This window comes from Clavibacter tessellarius (assembly GCF_001618005.1).
Taxonomy (GTDB): domain Bacteria; phylum Actinomycetota; class Actinomycetes; order Actinomycetales; family Microbacteriaceae; genus Clavibacter; species Clavibacter tessellarius_A.
The window spans coordinates 1-18,271 of the sequence record NZ_LQXA01000032.1; the positions used below are offsets into that span (position 1 = coordinate 1).

8 protein-coding genes and 3 rRNA genes are annotated in these 18,271 nt (G+C 66.9%); 3 read left to right on the forward strand and 8 right to left on the reverse strand.

Annotated elements, in window-relative coordinates; all coding sequences use genetic code 11:
• Positions 1-34 precede the first annotated feature (34 nt).
• A complete protein-coding gene (locus AWH51_RS08470) occupies positions 35-3,634 on the reverse strand; it encodes a S8 family serine peptidase (RefSeq protein ID WP_063071657.1) in 3,600 nt (1,199 codons plus the stop codon).
• Between the two features lie 246 nt (positions 3,635-3,880).
• Positions 3,881-5,095 carry an NADP-dependent isocitrate dehydrogenase gene (locus AWH51_RS08475; protein ID WP_045529537.1) on the reverse strand — a complete coding sequence of 405 codons (1,215 nt, stop codon included), beginning with the start codon at positions 5,093-5,095 and terminating at the stop codon, positions 3,881-3,883.
• A 201-nt stretch (positions 5,096-5,296) separates the two neighbouring features.
• On the opposite strand from AWH51_RS08475, the gene AWH51_RS08480 reads away from it, so the two are divergent.
• From AWH51_RS08480 to AWH51_RS08490, 3 genes are all read left to right on the forward strand, one after another.
• Positions 5,297-5,749 carry a GNAT family N-acetyltransferase gene (locus AWH51_RS08480; RefSeq protein ID WP_043673388.1) on the forward strand — a complete coding sequence of 151 codons (453 nt, stop codon included), beginning with the start codon at positions 5,297-5,299 and terminating at the stop codon, positions 5,747-5,749.
• 3 nt (positions 5,750-5,752) lie between these two features.
• Positions 5,753-6,073: an MGMT family protein gene (locus AWH51_RS08485; RefSeq protein ID WP_063071658.1), complete on the forward strand. Its 321-nt coding sequence runs from the start codon at positions 5,753-5,755 to the stop codon at positions 6,071-6,073.
• Positions 6,074-6,239: 166 nt separating this feature from the next.
• Complete coding sequence (locus tag AWH51_RS08490) at positions 6,240-6,677, forward strand: hypothetical protein (RefSeq protein WP_254654520.1); 438 nt, start codon at positions 6,240-6,242, stop codon at positions 6,675-6,677.
• 47 nt (positions 6,678-6,724) lie between these two features.
• Here AWH51_RS08490 and AWH51_RS08495 read toward each other — a convergent pair whose 3' ends face one another.
• From AWH51_RS08495 to AWH51_RS08520, 6 genes are all read right to left on the reverse strand, one after another.
• Positions 6,725-8,533, reverse strand: a complete 1,809-nt coding sequence (locus AWH51_RS08495; protein ID WP_063071659.1) for an ABC transporter ATP-binding protein — start codon at positions 8,531-8,533, stop codon at positions 6,725-6,727.
• A complete protein-coding gene (locus AWH51_RS08500) occupies positions 8,530-10,296 on the reverse strand; it encodes an ABC transporter ATP-binding protein (RefSeq protein ID WP_175345497.1) in 1,767 nt (588 codons plus the stop codon). The genes AWH51_RS08495 and AWH51_RS08500 overlap by 4 nt, the downstream gene beginning before the upstream one ends.
• Positions 10,297-10,931: 635 nt before the next feature.
• Positions 10,932-12,089 (reverse strand): dimethylargininase, encoded by a 1,158-nt coding sequence (gene ddaH / locus AWH51_RS08505; protein WP_270979891.1) that lies wholly within the window; start codon positions 12,087-12,089, stop codon positions 10,932-10,934.
• Positions 12,090-12,452: 363 nt separating this feature from the next.
• Positions 12,453-12,569: ribosomal RNA gene (rrf, locus tag AWH51_RS08510) — 5S ribosomal RNA — on the reverse strand.
• A 116-nt stretch (positions 12,570-12,685) separates the two neighbouring features.
• Positions 12,686-15,805: ribosomal RNA gene (locus AWH51_RS08515) — 23S ribosomal RNA — on the reverse strand.
• A 426-nt stretch (positions 15,806-16,231) separates the two neighbouring features.
• Positions 16,232-17,752 (reverse strand): 16S ribosomal RNA (locus tag AWH51_RS08520).
• Together the 16S, 23S and 5S rRNA genes form the textbook arrangement of a ribosomal RNA operon.
• Positions 17,753-18,271 lie beyond the last annotated feature (519 nt).

An 18,271-nucleotide genomic window follows, 5' to 3' on the forward strand; every position in this document is an offset into this window, starting at 1 on the left:
CCGTCGGCACCCGCCCCTCCGTCTCACCTGCGGATCAGCCCGCCACGTGCCACTTCCGCGCGGGGCTCGTGCCGGCGCCGACCACGCCGTCACCCGCGTACGAGGCCCGGACCGAGTAGTCGCCCGGCTGGATCCCGGACACGTCCAGGTGCCCCGACCCCGACCCGTCCAGCGGCACCGTGAAGGTGCGGTCGCCGACGGGGACGGTCACCGAGCCGGTGGCCGCCGCGCGCGCGCCGCTCCGCACGGACACGTCGATGCACGCGGATCCGGACGGCGCGCCCGCCGGAGTCGTGAGCGTCATCCGCACGTCGGCCGCGTACCGCGCCGTCACCGGCGCGCTCGTGGCGTCCGCCGTCGCGCCTCCCGGCGCGGTCGCCGTGACGCGCGCGGTGAGCGCGGTCCCGGACAGCTTCGACGTGACGCGGAGCACGGAGGCCGTCGCGCCCGGGATGGGCTTCCCATCCGACAGCCACTGCGTCGCGAAGGTCGTGCCCACCGGGGTCCACGTGCCGGTCGAGGCCGTCAGCGTCTGCCCGACGTCCGGCGTCCCGCTGATCACAGGTGGCGCGCTGGCGACGGGCGCGGCGGCGGCGGCCGGCGTCGTGACGTCGACCAGCGTCGAGGCGTCGGATCCCGCGTACGTCACGAGACCGACGTACGCGGACCCCGCCGCGAGGCCGGACCACGACGCCGTGTACGTGGCCTTCCGGCCCTGCGTCACGGGGAGCTGCGCGGGCGACACCGCGAACGAGCCCTGCCCGCCCGACGCCGTGACGTCGTAGCGGGTCAGGTCGACGTCGGCCTTCTGCGCCGTCCCGGCGACCGACTCCGCCTCCAGGGTCGCGACGTACTTCCCGGCCGGGGGCGCCGGCACGACGATGCGCTCGGACGGCGACGACGTCTCCTGGATGTCGACGACCTTGCGCGTGCCGTCGGCTCCGACGCTCTGCAGCAGCAGGGACAGGTCGGAGGCGCCGTCACGCGGGGTCGCGTCGAGCACCAGCGCATCCTCCCCCGCGGCGACGGTGAACGGGAGCTCCAGCCCCTCGTCCTTCGCGAGGGATCCGCTCGGACCCGACGGGGTGCCCGACGCGGCGTGCAGCACCTCCCCCTTCGCGAGCCCGGAGGCGGTGAGCGCGATCCGGCCCGAGACGCCGGGGGTCACCGGCACGGCGACCTTCCCGGCGGTCCCGCTGCCGGACACGCGGGCCGGGGCCTCGACCGCCTCCGGCCGCACCGCGACCGGGCTGCGGACGGTGCCGCCGGGGCCCGTCCAGGTGAGCGACCCGGTCGACCACGAGCCCGTGGCCGTACCGGCCTTCGTCGTGATGCGCACCTGGAAGGAGCGCGTCTGCCCGGGGGCCGTGAAGGTGAGCTTCGCCGGGCTGACCTTCACGTCCGCGCCGGCCACGCCCTGCACGGACGCGGTCCAGGTGCCAGCCGCCTGCGACGTCACCGTGCGCGTGACGGTGGTGCTGCCGACGAGCTTCCCGACCGCGATGCTCGGCAGGTTCAGCTGCGACACCGGCACGGCCGCCGCGGGATGCGGCAGCTCCAGGCCGGTCTGCGCGGCGTAGCCCGCCCAGTCCTTCGGGCCGCTCGGGTACACGAGGCCGGGGTGCAGGTACCGCGCCGGCGCGATCTCGCCGGCGCCCTGCGCGAACGGATCGGGGGCGGCCTGGCCCTTGGCGTCCACCGTGTCCGTCGCGGTGGTCATCATCGCCGACTTGATCTCCGCGGGCGACGCCTTCGGGTGGATGCCGAGGTAGTCGAGCGCGAACCCGGCGATGTGCGGCGACGACATCGACGTGCCCGAGAGCACGGCGAAGCCCGGCTTGCCGTCGATGTCGGCGTAGGCCGCGGGGATGCCGGAGCCCGGTGCGGCGATGTCGGGCTTGATGATGTCGCCGCCGTCCGGCAGGTCGGGCCCGCGCGAGCTGAAGCCGGTGACCTGCGGAGCGGGGCGCACGACGCCCGAGGTGTTGCCGGGCGTGAGCGTCGCGGTGGCGCCGGCCTTCGCGGCGTACGCGACGATCGCGGGCCGGGCGTCGACGTCGACGTGGACGGTCGGCACGGTGTGCGTGTCGAGGTCCTCGGAGTCCGCCTTCACGTTGGTGAGGATCATGCCGATGCCGCCCGCGCGCAGCACCTCGGCGCTCTTGTCGATGCGGGCCGACACGCCGCGGTCGCACTGCACGATGCGGCCCTTCACCTTCGCCGGATCCAGCGTCCCCTTCCCGCACAGCTCCGGCGACTTCGCCCCGGCGACACCGGCGGCCGCCGCGCTCACGAGCGGGCCCGTGACCGTGGTCGGCACCGTGATGGATCCTCCGGAGTGCTTGGTGCCGTCGCCGAGCGTGACGGTGGCCGAGTAGTTGTCGGGCACGCTGCTGGCCGCGACGGTCGTGATCCACGGGTCGAGGTTCGTGACGGTGCCCGCGTCGGGTCCGCTGTTGCCCGCGGACGCGGCGACGAAGACGCCGGCGCTCGCGGCGCCCAGGAGCGCGCGCTGCCAGGCGTCCGGTGACTTCCCGCTGCCGCCGAGCGACATGTTGATGACGTCCGCCCCGTCGGCCGTGGCCTGGTCGATCGCGGCGATGACGTCGGACGCCTGGCAGCCGTCGTCGGTCTCGACGGTCGGGTCGGGCCCCTGCCAGCACACCTTGTAGGCGGCGATCTTCGCGGCGGGGGCGACACCCGAGATCGTGTCGAGCACGCGCCCCTGGATGGTGGCCGTGACGCCCGCGTCCCCCGCGGCCGTGCTGGCGGTGTGGGTGCCGTGCCCGCCCGCGTCGCGCGGCGAGCGCGTCTCCTGCGGGCCGAGCGGGTCCTTGGACGCGTCCCGCCCGGCGATGAAGTAGCGGGCGCCGATGAGCTTCGTCGAGCAGTCGGCCGCGGTGAAGCCGGCGCCGGTCTGGCAGGTCCCGTGGAAGACGCTGCCGTCGGCCTTCCGGAACGCGATGCCCGTGCCGTCGAGGTAGGGCTCGTCGCCCGGGGTGGATGCGAGGGCCTTGCCCGCGAACGACGGGTTGTCGGGGGCGATGCCGGAGTCGATGTCGGCGATCACCGTGCCGGCGCCCGCCTTGTCCGCCCCGCCCGCGGCCGCCCACAGCCCGTGGTCGCCCTCGAGGCCGAGCGCGCGCGTCGCCGGGGTGGACTGCGTGTGCACGGTCTGGTCGGGCTCGACGCTCAGGACGTCGGCGGAGCGGCCGAGCGCTCGGACCTGCGCCGCGGTGAGGTCGGCGGAGAAGCCGTTCGTGGTGAGCGAGTACTCGTGCGTCGGCGTGACGCCGATCGAGTCGGCGACCGAGCGCTGCGCCTTCGCGAGGTGGTCGGTGTATCGCTGGACGACGTCGGACTGCGCGTCGAGGCGCGCACCGGCGTCGACCTTCGTGCGCGCGAGCCCGTCGAGGGTCCCGTCGTAGGTCGCGGCGGGCTGGTCCTTGAGGGTCACCAGGTAGTGGCCGTCCCCGGCGTCCGCCGGCAGGCTGGCCCGCGGGATCGTGGCGGCACCGGCCGCGGTGCTCCCGGCGACGACGAGCGCCAGCGCGAGCGTGCAGGCCGCCATGGGCCGGGCCCCGGGGAGGCGACGCCTCCCGCCGGGCGGGATCGGGTCGAGGTGGATGGGCATGGCTGTTCCCTCCTGTCGCCGGCTGACCGGCATCCGGATCCGCGGCGCACCACGTGCGCGGCACGGCGGTCGCCGCCGTCGCGGACTCGCGTCGTCGACGCGTTGGGGAGAACCGTAGGGAGGAAGCCGCGGCACCCGTCGGCCCTCTGCACACGCGAGGCCCGGCCGGGGACGCGAGAGGCCCCGCCCCCGTATCGGGGGCGGGGCCTCTCGGCGTGCGGCGGCGTCGCGAGGACGTCCGCGGGATCAGGCCAGGCGCGTCTGCAGGTTGTCCGCGAGCGACGCGAGGAACTCCTCGGTCGTCTGGTACGGCTGGTCGGGCCCGACGAGGAGCGCGAGGTCCTTCGTCATCTTGCCGCTCTCGACCGTCGTGATGACGACGTCCTCGAGGGTGTCCGCGAACGTCTTCAGCGCGTCGTTGCCGTCGAGCTTCGCGCGGTGCGCGAGGCCCCGGGTCCAGGCGTAGATCGACGCGATGGGGTTCGTCGACGTGGGCTTGCCCTGCTGGTGCTGGCGGTAATGGCGCGTGACGGTGCCGTGCGCGGCCTCCGCCTCGACGACCTTGCCGTCGGGCGTGGTGAGCACGCTCGTCATGAGGCCGAGCGAGCCGAAGCCCTGGGCCACGGTGTCGGACTGCACGTCGCCGTCGTAGTTCTTGCAGGCCCAGACGTAGCCGCCCTCCCACTTGAGCGAGGCGGCGACCATGTCGTCGATGAGGCGGTGCTCGTACGTGAGGCCGGCGGCGTCGAACTGCTCCTTGTACTCGGCCTCGAAGACCTCCTGGAACAGGTCCTTGAAGCGGCCGTCGTAGGCCTTGAGGATCGTGTTCTTCGTCGAGAGGTACACCGGGTAGTTGCGGGCGAGGCCGTAGGACAGCGACGCGCGCGCGAAGTCGCGGATCGAGTCGTCGAGGTTGTACATGCCCATCGCGACACCGGATCCGGGGCTCTGGAACACCTCGAACTGCTGCGGCTCGGAGCCGTCCTTCGGGGTGAAGGTCATCGTGAGCGTGCCCTCGCCCTCGAAGCGGAAGTCGGTGGCGCGGTACTGGTCGCCGAACGCGTGGCGGCCGACGATGATCGGCTTGTTCCATCCGGGCACGAGGCGCGGGATGTTGCTGATGATGATGGGCTCGCGGAAGATCGTGCCGCCCAGGATGTTGCGGATGGTGCCGTTCGGCGAGCGCCACATCTTCTTCAGGCCGAACTCCTCGACGCGCGCCTCGTCGGGCGTGATCGTGGCGCACTTGACGCCGACGCCGTGCTTCTTGATGGCGTTGGCCGCGTCGATCGTGATCTGGTCGTCGGTCTCGTCGCGCTTCTCGATGCCCAGGTCGTAGTACTCGAGGTCGATGTCGAGGTACGGGTGGATGAGCGTGTCCTTGATGGACTGCCAGATGATGCGCGTCATCTCGTCGCCGTCGAGCTCGACGACGGTCCCCTCTACCTTGATCTTCTCCACGAAGTCCTCCTCATGCTCGTCGGTGCCCTCCGTCCGCGCGTCTCCGTCGGCGCGCGGCGGGTCCGGCTCGTCGCCGGTGGATCCGTCGGCCAGCCTACCCGCCGAGGCCGTTGTCTCGACATCGAGACATCCCCGATCCCGCGATCGGACGGGGCCCGCGCCGTCCTGGTCCGGCCGGGCGCCGGGCGATACCCTGTGCCCATGAGCGACATGAGACTCGAAGAGCTGAGCGCCCGCACGATCGTGGCGGCCAACACGCTGACGCTCAAGCCGGGGCAGGAGAACTACGTCGCCCCCGTGTCGCACTCCATCGCCGAGGCGTACGTCAACCCCACCACCGCCTGGCCCCGCGTCGTGATCGAGGACGAGGAGGTCGTCGGCTTCATCATGGGCAACTTCGACCCCGAGGCCCACGAGGAGATCTTCCGCAGCTGCATCTGGCGCATCAACGTCGACGCCGACGCGCAGGGCCACGGCGTCGGCCGCTTCGCCGTCCTCTCGCTCGCCGACGAGGCGCGCTCGCGCGGGTTCGACCGCCTCACGGTGGTGTGGGAGCCGGGCGAGGACGGACCGGAGGACTTCTTCACGCACGTGGGCTTCGAGGTCATCGGCGAGACGCAGTACGGCGAGGCCATCGGCGCGCTGGCGCTCTAGCGCGTGGCCGTCTTCACGACGCCCGGCGAGTACACCGATCGTGTCCTCGAGGTCGTGGCCGAGATCCCCGCCGGCCGGGTCATGACCTACGGCGACGTGGCCGCCGTCTTCGGCCGTCGCGGCGCTCGCGCCGTGGGGATGGTGATGCGGTACCACGGCTCCGGGCTCCCCTGGTGGCGCGTGCTCCGCGCGGGCGGGCACCCGCCGACGGGCCTCGCGGACGAGGCGCGCCCGCGGTACGAGGCGGAGGGCACGCCGCTCGTCGACGCGCCGACGGATGCGGGCTACCGCGTCGACCTGGCGGCGGCCCGCTGGTTCCCCTGACGGGCTGACGGGCTGACGTGCGCTGCCGGGCCACGCCGAGCCACGCCGTGACACCGGCGCCCTGCTCCCCGTCCGCCTGACGGCCGAGCCCGGATCATGCTCCGGGACCACCGCCGGGGCCTCCCAGCCGATGCGGCGGAGGACCCTCGACCGCTGGACTGGGATCATGCCCCGTCGCCCGTCCGCCCGCTCCCTCGTCGCCGTCCCGATCACCGTCGTCCTCGCGCTGTCTCTCGGCGGCTGCGGCGCGGCCCGCACGGTCGGCGGCATGACCAGCCCGGCGGACGCGCGCGTCTACGCCGCGGCGGCGGACGCCGAGGGGCGGCTCCCGTCGTGGATCCCCGCCGACGCGACCGACGTCCGCATCAAGACCTCGCTCCGCGGCGAGGGCGCCATCCTCGCGTTCCGCTCCGCGACGCCGGCGGACGCCCTCGGCTGCACCGCCGCTCCCGCCGACGCTCCCCCGCCCGCCGTCCAGGACACGTGGTGGCCGGATCCGTCGCCCACGGCCGCGATGACGTGCGGCGACGGCTGGCTGACCGCCGCCGCCGGGGACGCCGTGCACGCGTGGCTGCCGGCCGGGTCGCGCGCGCTCGACCTCTGACACCGGGCAGGGCACCTGCCGCGCGGGAGGCGCCCTGCTCGGTCGCGCTAGACCAGCGACTCCCGCCAGGCCGCGTGCAGCTGCGAGAAGCGGCCCGTGCCCTGGATGAGCGACTCGGGCGTGCCGTCCTCGACGATCCGTCCCTGCTCCATCACGAGCACGCGGTCGGCGATCGCGACCGTCGAGAGCCGGTGGGCGATGATGATCGCCGTCCGGTCCGCGAGCAGCGTGGTGAGCCCCTGCTGCACGAGCCGCTCGCTCGGGATGTCGAGCGAGCTCGTCGCCTCGTCGAGGATGAGCACCGCCGGATCCGCGAGGAAGGCGCGCGCGAACGACACCAGCTGCCGCTGGCCCGCCGAGACGCGCCCGCCGCGCTTGTTCACGTCGGTGTCGTAGCCGTCGGGCAGGCTCACGATGAAGTCGTGGGCGCCCACCGCGCGCGCCGCCTCCTCGATCTCGCCACGCGTGGCGTCCGGCTTCCCGATGGCGATGTTGTCCGCGACCGAGCCGGAGAAGAGGTACGCCTCCTGCGTCACCATGACGATGGCGCGGCGCAGGTCCTTCGGGTGCAGGTCGCGGAGGTCGATCCCGTCGAGCGCCACGCGGCCGTCGGACGGGTCGTAGAAGCGGGAGATGAGCTTCGCGAGCGTCGTCTTGCCGGCCCCCGTGGATCCGACGAGCGCGATGGTCTGCCCGGCCGGCATGTCGAGGTCGAACCTCGGGAGGATGGTCTTGCCCTTCCCGTAGCCGAACTCGACGCCCTCGAACGACACGTGGCCGGTGGAGTGCCACAGGTCGACGGGTCGCACCGGGTCCGGCACGCTCGGCTCCTCCTCGAGCACGCCCGAGATCTTCTCGAGCGCCGCCGACGCCGACTGGTAGCTGTTGTAGAACATGGCCATGTCCTGCGCCGGCCCGAAGAACTGGCGCGTGTAGAGCACGACAGCGAGCAGCGCGCCGATGCCGAGCTGACCGTCGGCCACGCGCAGGCCGCCCACGAGCAGCACCACGGCCACCGTGATGTTGCCGATGAGGATGAGGCCCGGATCGAAGACGCCGAACACCTGGATCACCCGCATGTTCGTGTCGCGGTACCCCTCGACGTGCTCGGAGAACTCGTCCGCGTTCCGCTTCTCCTTGCGGAACGCCTTCACCGCGCGGATGCCGGTCATGGTCTCCACGAAGTGCACGATGAGCCGCGCGGACTTCACGCGCGTCTGCCGGAACAGCGCCTGCGACTTGAGCGCGAACCAGACGCTGAGGAAGAAGAGCGGCACGAGCGCCGCGAGCAGCACGAGGCCCGATACCCAGTCGAAGGAGAACAGCGCGATGGCGGTGAACGCCATGTACAGCGCGCCCTGCACCAGCTGGTTGATGCCGCCGTTGAGCAGCTCCCGGATGGAGTCGAGGTCGCTCGTCTGCCGGGAGATGATGCGGCCCGACGTGTAGGTCTCGTGGAACTCGAGGCTCAGCTTCTGGGTGTGCAGGAACATGCGCTTGCGGAGGTCGATGAGGATCTCCTGCGCGATGCGCGCCGACATCACCTGGTACTTGGCCACCAGCAAGGCGCCCGCGACCGCCACGAGGACGTACGCGCCGATGACGAGCGCGAGGAGCGTGGGGTCGTCCGTCTCGAGCAGCGCCGGCAGCGCGCGGTCGAGGCCCACGCCGATGAGCGCGGGGCCGGCGACGTTGGCCGCGGTGGCCACGAGGATCGTGACGGCGGTGAGGATCAGCGTCCGCTTGACGGGCTGGACGGTGCTGACGAGCAGCCGCGTGGAGCGGCGTCGGATCTGCCTGCTCTCGGCGCGGGAGAAGTCGTCCCTCTCCTCGCCGGTGACCCCGGTGACGCTCATGCTGAGGCCTCCTCGCGCACGGTGTTCCCTTCCACGTCCAGGCTCGAGATGACGAACCGGTAGTGCTCGCTGGTGGCGAGCAGGTCGGAGTGCCGGCCGACCGCGGTGATGCGGCCGTCCTGCATGAGCGCCACCCGGTCCGCGAGCATCACGGTCGAGGGGCGGTGCGCCACGATGAGCGCGGTGGTGGACGCGAGCACGCGGCGCAGCGCCGCCTCGACGAGCGCCTCGGTGTCGACGTCGAGCGCCGACAGCGGGTCGTCGAGGACGAGCACGGAGGGCGCTGCGGCGACGGCACGCGCGAGCGCGAGCCGCTGGCGCTGCCCGCCGGAGAGGCTGAGCCCCTCCTCGCCGACCGTCGTCTCGATCCCGTCCGGCAGGTCGCGGACGAAGCCCGCCTGGGCGATGTCGAGCGCCTCCTGCAGCACGCGCTCCGCCTCGGGCCCGCCGTCGACGAGGTCGGGGCGGCCCAGCAGGACGTTGTCGCGGACGCTGGACGAGAAGAGCGTCGCGTCCTCGAAGGCCATGGCGATGCGGCTGCGGAGCTCCTCGAGCCGGAGGTCGCGGATGTCCACGCCGTCGAGCTCGATGCGGCCGCCCGTCACGTCGTAGAGCCGCGTGGTCAACGCCGTGAGCGTCGACTTGCCGCAGCCCGTGACGCCCACGAGCGCCATGGTCTCGCCGGGCAGCAGCTCGAGGTCGATGCCGTCGATGAGGTCCGCCTGCCCTGCCGGGGCGTCCTGGTAGCGGAAGTGCGCGTCCCGGAACACGAGGTGCCCGCGCGGATCCGCGATGGTAGCCGGCGCGTCGGGGTCGGTGATCGCGTCCTCCTCGTCCATCACCTCGAAGTAGCGGTCGACGGCCGTGCGCGCGTCGAAGGTCATCGACAGCAGGAAGCCGACGGACTCGATCGGCCAGCGCAGCACCGCGGCGGTCGCGAAGAACGCCACGAGGTCGCCGACCGAGATCTGGCCCGCGGACGCGAGCAGCACGCCGCCGAGGAGGGCGAGCGCGAACGTGATGTCCGGCACCAGCAGCAGCCACAGCCAGATGCCGGCGATCGCCTTCGCCTTCTTGATCTCGGTGCCGCGCAGCTCCTCCGCCTGCTCGGCGAACGCGTCGTGCATGTGCTTGCCGCGGCCGAACGCCTTGAGCACGCGGATGCCGTGGACCGACTGCTCGACGCTCGTCGCGAGGTCGCCCGACTGGTCCTGGCTGAGCCGGGCGACGGAGGAGTACTTCTGCTCGAAGAGGTAGCCGTAGACCCACAGCGGGATGGAGCAGACGAGGAACCCGATCCCGAGGCGCCAGTCGATGGACACCAGGAACCCGATGCCCACCAGGATCGTGAGGATGTTGACGATGAACAGCACCAGGCCGAACGCCATCCAGCGGCGGATGAGGTTGAGGTCGCTGACCATGCGGGACAGGAGCTGCCCGCTCTGCCACCGGTCGTGGAAGGCCACGGGCAGCCGCTGCAGCTTCCGGTAGAAGGCGTTGCGCATGTCCGCCTCCATCAGCGTGCCGGGCTTCAGCACGAACCAGCGGCGGAGGGCGATCATGGCGGCCTCGAGGATGCCGAGCCCCAGGATCAGGAGCACGGCGGGCACCACGGCCGCCGCGTCGCCGTCGCCGAGCGGCCCGTCGACGAGGCCCCGCAGGATCTGGGGGATGATCAGCGCCAGCAGCGAGCCGATGAGGGCCACCACCATGCCGGCGATGATGCTGGGCATCGCGGGACGCGCGAACGGCAGCAGGCGCATGAGCACCGCGATGGTGCCGGGCCGGGGGCCGTGGCGGTCGGAGGGGGGCGCGGCCTGGTCGGCGGGCGTTGTGCTGGGCACGAGGCGTTCCTTCGGTAGACCCGATCCATGGTGGACGGGCGGTCGTACGGCGGCGGTCGGCGTCAGGACGCGGACGGCGGGGTTCGTGGTGGGGCGACGCAGGCGCTCGCGACCCCACCGGATGCGTGGTCCCGCGGCGGGCGGCTGAGGGCGCGGCGTCCTCCCGGCGAGCACGCCCGGTCGGCACGCCGCGCGACTGCCGGCGGCGTGGATCCGGCGGAGCGGGCGACGCGTCGGTGTCGCCCCTCCCCGGCAGCGCTTAGAGGGCGGCTTCCGGGCGGAAGCCGTCGAGGCGCACGCGGATGGCGGCTGCGGGCGTCGAGTGCGTGCGTGCGTCTGTCGTCGATGTCGTGGTCATGACACCCTCCCTGGCTGCGTATGCGATTCACGTGTGGGCCGCACCGATCGGACCATGTGGATGGCCGCTCCAGGCAGCCTTTCAGGATATGCAGCGGCGGCGTCACGCACAAGAGCCCGCCCTGCATCCGAGGATGCGGGGCGGGCTCGTGGTCGAGGAGCGGGCGGCATGGAGCACGCGGCTCCCTCGCAGCGGGTCAGTCCACGCGCACCGAAAGGCACGTGACGGACCCCTCGAGCTTCTCGAACTCGCTGATGTCGACCGTCACCACCTCGTACCCGAGCGTCTGCAGGAGGTCGGCGGTGCGCGGGGCGGCGGCGGACAGGAGCACCGTGTGCTCGTCCAGGACCACGACCGCAGCGCCCTCGGCCTCCGGCACGGGGAGGAAGGACGGGAAGAGGCGGGCTGCGTCCACGAGCGGCTCGTACCCGATGACCGTGCCATCCGGCAGCGCGGTGACCTGCGTCTTGAGGTGGAGGGTCGAGGCCACGGGCACGGCGACGACCTCGTATCCGAGCGGGCGGGCGATCTCGCGGAGACGGCGGATGCCCTCGGGGTTCGTGCGGGAGCTGCTGCCCACGTAGAGCGTCCTGCCGACCTCGAGCACGTCTCCCCCGTCGACCGTCGCGGGCAGGTCGATGGTGACGACGTCGAGACCGAGATCCCAGACGCTCTGCTCCACGCCCTGCCGCTCACCACGACGCGACTCGGCGCCGGAGGTGAGCACGACCGCCGTGTCGCCCAGCACCACGACGGCGTCCTCGACGAAGACGGAGTCGGGGTGCGCGTCCGACGGCGGCACCTCGCGGGTGGCCCATCCGTGCTCCTCGAGCGCGAGCACGTAGCGCTCCCACTGCTGGTCGGCGAGCTCGGCGTCGATCGGCTGCCGATCGACGTGCGTGAGCTCGCCGTCGGCGAGGCGCGACGAGGGGATGCGGACGAGCGCGACCCGCTCCCGCGCACGCTCCTCGCCGTCGCCGGACAGACGCCGCCAGATCCGTCGTCCCAGGAGGATGGACGCGAGGATCAGGCCGAGCTCGAACATGAGGTTGAGGCCGAGGATGGTCCCGAGGAGCGGAGCGACGATGTCGCTCTTGAGCGGCGCCCCCTGCGCCATGGCCCCGAGCAGGCTGCCGAGGAGCGCGGCCACGATCGCGGCGAGGACGGAGCCGACGATCGTGGTCCACAGCCGCCGGTACGCTCCGGCCCCCGCGAGAGCCGCGAGGAGCACGAACGAGATGAGCGTGTGCACGGTCCAGTAGTCCAGGAGCGGGACGAGAACGGCCACACCCGGCTGCTGGCTCGCGCTGAAGACCGTGAGCACGCTGAACAGCAGGCCGAGGATCGCGGACACCCCAGCCGCGACGAGCGCAGCGGACAGGGCCCTGCCGAGGGATGCGCCGGCTGCGGGCGACCGCTTCATGAAGGAGGGCGCGGGCCTGCCTGCGGTCCTCACCGCGCCCACCGCCGGATTCCCGGAAGAGGTCCGGGCGTGCATGTCGGCCGACGTCTCCGGGGCGTCGGGTGCGGAGGAGCGGTCATCGTCATGGTCGTTCTCTCGGGGATCGGTCACGACCCACGACCCTAATCCCCGCGCTCACGACCCTCATGTGAACGGCCTGGACGGCGGGCGGATGCCTCGCGCCGGCGCCGTGCCCGTTAACGCGAGAAGGCCCGCCGCACGAACGCGACGGGCCTCCCCGTTTACTCAAGTTAAGTCCGGCGGTGTCCTACTCTCCCACAGGGTCCCCCCTGCAGTACCATCGGCGCTGAGAGTCTTAGCTTCCGGGTTCGGAATGTGACCGGGCGTTTCCCTCTCGCTATGGCCGCCGAAACACCTCATACACACCCCTCAGGGCATGAAATCTGTGATGAATCGACCAGTCAAGCTGGTTGTTCAATTGATACCCGACCGTATATCGGGAACCACATAGTGGACGCAAGCAAAGTGTTTTCAAGATATCGGCTTATTAGTACAGGTCAGCTCCACGAGTCTTTAGTCCTCGCTTCCACATCCTGCCTATCAACCCGGTAGTCTAGCCGGGAGCCTTCACCCTAAAAGGGATGGAAATCTCATCTCGAAGCCGGCTTCCCGCTTAGATGCTTTCAGCGGTTATCCGTTCCGAACGTAGCTAATCAGCGGTGCTCCTGGCGGAACAACTGACACACCAGAGGTTCGTCCATCCCGGTCCTCTCGTACTAGGGATAGATCTTCTCAAATTTCCTACGCGCGCAGCGGATAGGGACCGAACTGTCTCACGACGTTCTAAACCCAGCTCGCGTACCGCTTTAATGGGCGAACAGCCCAACCCTTGGGACCTACTCCAGCCCCAGGATGCGACGAGCCGACATCGAGGTGCCAAACCATGCCGTCGATATGGACTCTTGGGCAAGATCAGCCTGTTATCCCCGAGGTACCTTTTATCCGTTGAGCGACAGCGCTTCCACAAGCCACTGCCGGATCACTAGTCCCGACTTTCGTCCCTGCTCGACTTGTCAGTCTCACAGTCAAGCTCCCTTGTGCACTTACACTCGACACCTGATTACCAACCAGGTTGAGGGAACCTTTGGGCGCCTCCGTTACTCTTTAGGAGGCAACCGCCCCAGTTAAACTACCCACCAGGCACTGTCCCTGAACCGGATTACGGTTCGAAGTTAGATATCCAGAGTGACCAGAGTGGTATTTCAACAATGACTCCACCCGAACTAGCGTCCGAGCTTCACAGTCTCCCACCTATCCTACACAAGCCACACCGAACACCAATACCAAGCTGTAGTAAAGGTCACGGGGTCTTTCCGTCCTGCTGCGCGTAACGAGCATCTTTACTCGTAGTGCAATTTCGCCGAGTTCGCGGTTGAGACAGCTGGGAAGTCGTTACGCCATTCGTGCAGGTCGGAACTTACCCGACAAGGAATTTCGCTACCTTAGGATGGTTATAGTTACCACCGCCGTTTACTGGGGCTTAAATTCTCAGCTTCGCACTTGCGTGCTAACCGTTCCTCTTAACCTTCCAGCACCGGGCAGGCGTCAGTCCGTATACATCGTCTTGCGACTTAGCACGGACCTGTGTTTTTAGTAAACAGTCGCTTCCCACTGGTCTCTGCGGCCTTCAAACGCTTCAGGAGTAAATCCCTACACGCCTCAGGCCCCCCTTCTCCCGAAGTTACGGGGGCATTTTGCCGAGTTCCTTAACCACGATTCTCTCGATCTCCTTAGTATTCTCTACCTGACCACCTGAGTCGGTTTGGGGTACGGGCGATTGGAACCTCGCGTCGATGCTTTTCTCGGCAGCATAGGATCACTGATTTCGTCCGTGAGGACTACCCATCGGGTCTCAGGCTACATAGAAGACGGATTTGCCTATCTTCTGCCCTACATCCTTAGACCGGGACAACCATCGCCCGGCTCAGCTACCTTCCTGCGTCACACCTGTTAATACGCTAAACGCCTCAGCGTAGGGTCGTGTGCTAGGCCAAGACCGTCACCCCGAAGGGATCGAATCAAGGATTCAGACACTTAGCATTACTGGATTGTCTTGGGCGGTTCTTCATCGGTACGGGAATATCAACCCGTTGTCCATCGACTACGCCTGTCGGCCTCGCCTTAGGTCCCGACTTACCCAGGGCGGATTAGCCTGGCCCTGGAACCCTTGGTCTTTCGGAGGACGGGTTTCTCACCCGTCTTTCGCTACTCATGCCTGCATTCTCACTCGTGTGGCCTCCACGGCTGGTTCACACCGCCGCTTCGCTGGCCACACGACGCTCTCCTACCCATCTATACGGCTGGACCACGAAGGCCTGCCTGTAATATAAATGCCACAACTTCGGTGGCGTGCTTGAGCCCCGTTACATTGTCGGCGCGGAATCACTTGACCAGTGAGCTATTACGCACTCTTTCAAGGGTGGCTGCTTCTAAGCCAACCTCCTGGTTGTCTATGCAACTCCACATCCTTTCCCACTTAGCACGCGCTTAGGGACCTTAGATGGTGGTCTGGGTTGTTTCCCTCTCGACGATGAAGCTTATCCCCCACCGTCTCACTGCTGCGCTCTCACTTACCGGCATTCGGAGTTTGGCTGAAGTCAGTAACCTTTTGGGGCCCATCGTCCATCCAGTAGCTCTACCTCCGGCAAGAAACACGCAACGCTGCACCTAAATGCATTTCGGAGAGAACCAGCTATCACGAAGTTTGATTGGCCTTTCACCCCTATCCACAGCTCATCCCCTCCATTTTCAACTGAAGTGGGTTCGGTCCTCCACGACGTCTTACCGTCGCTTCAACCTGGCCATGGATAGATCACTTCGCTTCGGGTCTAGAACATGCGACTCATACGCCCTATTAAGACTCGCTTTCGCTACGGCTGCCCCTCACGGGTTAACCTCGCCACATATCACTAACTCGCAGGCTCATTCTTCAAAAGGCACGCTGTCACACCAACAAGGGTGCTCCAACGGTTTGTAAGCAAACGGTTTCAGGTACTATTTCACTCCCCTCCCGGGGTACTTTTCACCTTTCCCTCACGGTACTTGTCCGCTATCGGTCATCTGGGAGTATTTAGGCTTATCAGGTGGTCCTGACAGATTCACACGGGATTTCACGGGCCCCGTGCTACTTGGGATACTCTCCGGACAGGCGACGACATTTCGACTACGGGGTTCGCACCCTCTATGACTGGCCTTTCAAGACCATTCGTCTATATCGCGCTCATTGCCCTCACAGCTCGGTAGAACTGTACGGAAAGTCCCGCAACCCCGACCATGCAACTCCTACCGGATATCACACATGATCGGTTTGGCCTCTTCCGGTTTCGCTCGCCACTACTAACGGAATCGCTTTTGCTTTCTCTTCCTGTGGGTACTGAGATGTTTCACTTCCCCACGTTCCCTCTACCCGCCCTATATATTCAGGCGGGAGTCACCAGGTCACCCAAAGGGCCTGGCGGGGTTTCCCCATTCGGAGATCCTCGGATCAAAGCTCTATTATCAGCTCCCCGAGGCTTATCGCAGATTTATACGTCCTTCTTCGGCTCCAGATGCCAAGGCATCCACCGTTTGCTCTTAGAATCTTGAAATCACATGAGATTGAATCGTTTCGCCTCCCCTAGAGGAGACAGAATTGACCAATGATCTATAAATAGATCTTTGTGATCCACCGGTAAACCGGTGAATCTAAGATGCTCGCGTCCACTGTGTAGTTCTCAATATACGGGCGGTACCCCACCACCATCCACTCAGGGACGACAGAAAGGGTCCGACAAGAAACCAGACACACCAAACGGTGCGGCCCGGTCCCTCAGGACCCAACAGCGTGCAACATGCCCGCGACACCCCACACCACGTTCCCACCCCACAAGGAGGCGTACTAGCAGCACGACGAATCAACCGGCATCAATGTCAATGTTCCACCCATGAGCGCCACCACCAGGACATACGCCTGACGCGTGACTTGGCACCCTTGATCTCCCTGTATACAGAGGAGAGGTGCACATGCTCCTTAGAAAGGAGGTGATCCAGCCGCACCTTCCGGTACGGCTACCTTGTTACGACTTAGTCCTAATCACCGATCCCACCTTCGACAGCTCCTCCCTTGCGGTTAGGCCACTGGCTTCGGGTGTTACCGACTTTCATGACTTGACGGGCGGTGTGTACAAGGCCCGGGAACGTATTCACCGCAGCGTTGCTGATCTGCGATTACTAGCGACTCCGACTTCATGAGGTCGAGTTGCAGACCTCAATCCGAACTGAGACCGGCTTTTTGGGATTCGCTCCACCTTGCGGTATCGCAGCCCTTTGTACCGGCCATTGTAGCATGCGTGAAGCCCAAGACATAAGGGGCATGATGATTTGACGTCATCCCCACCTTCCTCCGAGTTGACCCCGGCAGTCTCCTATGAGTTCCCACCATTACGTGCTGGCAACATAGAACGAGGGTTGCGCTCGTTGCGGGACTTAACCCAACATCTCACGACACGAGCTGACGACAACCATGCACCACCTGTATACCGACCTTGCGGGGCACACATCTCTGCATGTTTCCGGTATATGTCAAGCCTTGGTAAGGTTCTTCGCGTTGCATCGAATTAATCCGCATGCTCCGCCGCTTGTGCGGGCCCCCGTCAATTCCTTTGAGTTTTAGCCTTGCGGCCGTACTCCCCAGGCGGGGAACTTAATGCGTTAGCTGCGACACGGAGACCGTGGAATGGTCCCCACATCTAGTTCCCAACGTTTACGGCATGGACTACCAGGGTATCTAATCCTGTTCGCTCCCCATGCTTTCGCTCCTCAGCGTCAGTTACGGCCCAGAGATCTGCCTTCGCCATCGGTGTTCCTCCTGATATCTGCGCATTCCACCGCTACACCAGGAATTCCAATCTCCCCTACCGCACTCTAGTCTGCCCGTACCCACTGCAGACCCGAGGTTGAGCCTCGGGATTTCACAGCAGACGCGACAAACCGCCTACGAGCTCTTTACGCCCAATAATTCCGGACAACGCTTGCACCCTACGTATTACCGCGGCTGCTGGCACGTAGTTAGCCGGTGCTTTTTCTGCAGGTACCGTCACTTTCGCTTCTTCCCTACTAAAAGAGGTTTACAACCCGAAGGCCGTCATCCCTCACGCGGCGTTGCTGCATCAGGCTTTCGCCCATTGTGCAATATTCCCCACTGCTGCCTCCCGTAGGAGTCTGGGCCGTGTCTCAGTCCCAGTGTGGCCGGTCACCCTCTCAGGCCGGCTACCCGTCGTAGGCTTGGTGAGCCATTACCTCACCAACAACCTGATAGGCCGCGAGTCCATCCCCAACCGAAATTCTTTCCACGACCAGACCATGCGGCCAATCGTCATATCCGGTATTAGCTACCATTTCTAGCAGTTATCCCAGAGTCGGGGGCAGGTTACTCACGTGTTACTCACCCGTTCGCCACTGATCCGCCAGAGCAAGCTCTGACATCACCGTTCGACTTGCATGTGTTAAGCACGCCGCCAGCGTTCGTCCTGAGCCAGGATCAAACTCTCCATAAATGCTTAAACGCACGACCACCCGAAAGCAGTCGGCACATCTAAAGCCAGACGTGAACGGGAATCGAACACGAACCAGCAAGTTTGAAACCGACAGAACAAATCATTACTGACTTGCTTGTTTGTTTAAATGTATTCCAAAGGAATCCGAAACGAGCATCCGAAGGACACCCGCAACGGGTATTTGGCATTTGACATTGTGCACGCTGTTGAGTTCTCAAGGAACGGACGCTCCCGACACCGACCATCACAGCCAGCCATCGGAGCTCACACTCCACCGCTCCCCGTGGGAGTGATCCAGACCACAAGGCCCAGCACTCACGTCGGAAGCAGAATCAGACCCTAGCTCAGTTGATGGTAAACACGCAACCCGTAAGCCGCGGCAACTTCTGTTTCACCAGGATCAAGCCCACCAGAACAGCTCCGGAAGCATTTCGCTTCCCGCCCGTTCCGGCGACAAGAGGAGACATTACGCGGACCACCCCACCCCCGCAAAACAACCCGCATCCCGGGCGTGTCGCG